1 protein-coding gene is annotated in these 936 nt (G+C 63.6%); it reads right to left on the bottom strand.

Going from position 1 to position 936, the window contains the following annotated elements; all coding sequences use genetic code 11:
• Positions 1–3 precede the first annotated feature (3 nt).
• Positions 4–936: non-reducing end alpha-L-arabinofuranosidase family hydrolase (locus Afe05nite_RS43515; protein WP_203823226.1), on the bottom strand; the 933-nt coding region annotated here is incomplete at its 5' end.

The raw sequence follows: 936 nt of genomic DNA, 5'->3' as shown, positions 1-936 counted from the left end.
TCGTCAGCGCTGCCGGGTGAGCAGGCCGGGGCGGTACGGCAGTAGGCCGTAGTCGCCGCCGGAGCTGGGTGAGCGGCCTTGGTAGAGCAGTTGCAGGTTGCAGGGGTCGATGGTGAAGGTCTGGTCGGCGGTGGTGCGGACGAGTTCGCCGTGGCTGATGTCGTTGGTCCAGGCGGCTCCGCTGTTGGCTTTGCCGGCGAAGGGGTTGTTCTCGGTGGCGGCTTGCGGTGTCCAGGTGCCGTTGAGGGTGGTGGTGGTGAAGGACCGGAAGTAGCGTCCGTTGGCGCCGATGGCTTCGACGATCATGAGGTATTGGTTCTGTCCGGCGACTTTGTAGACCTGGGGGGCTTCGAACAGGTTGTTGGTGCTGTCACTCATGATGGTGGTGTAGGTGCTGCCGAAGCTGCCGGGGAAGTTGCCGATGGGCATGCTGGCCCGGTAGATCTTGCCGTTGTCGCCGGCGAAGAACAGGTACATGTTCTGGTTGTCGCCGATCAGGGTTTGGTCGATGGGTCCGGTGCCGGAGCCGGTGATGTTGCCGGTGAACAGGGGTTGTGCGGCGGACCAGCCGTTGGCGTTGGTGGGGTCGGTGGAGGTGCGGTAGGAGAAGGCGGTGGCACCCCATTGGTAGGTCAGTACCCAGATGTTTTTGGGGGCGAAGTAGAACAGGGTGGGTGCGACGGTGCCGGAGTTCATTTTGTTCTGGCTGGTGGAGGCCATGTCGGACCAGTTGGTGAACAGGCCGAAGTTCATTGAGCCCCAGTTGGAGCCGGTGTCGTGGGTGGTGGCGTAGACGAGTTGTCTGCCGTTGTAGGGCACGGTGGTGAAGTCTTTGAGTGATACCCACCCGGATTTGGGGGTGGCCAGCGCGCCGGTCGAGGTCCACCGGTAGGACGAGGGCAGCGAACACGAACCGGACGGCGGCGGGGTCGTCGG

It is taken from the genome of Paractinoplanes ferrugineus (genome assembly GCF_016862195.1).
Taxonomy (GTDB): domain Bacteria; phylum Actinomycetota; class Actinomycetes; order Mycobacteriales; family Micromonosporaceae; genus Actinoplanes; species Actinoplanes ferrugineus.
Note: the sequence above shows the minus strand (reverse complement) of the source record. Positions and strands in the feature narration are given on the sequence as shown.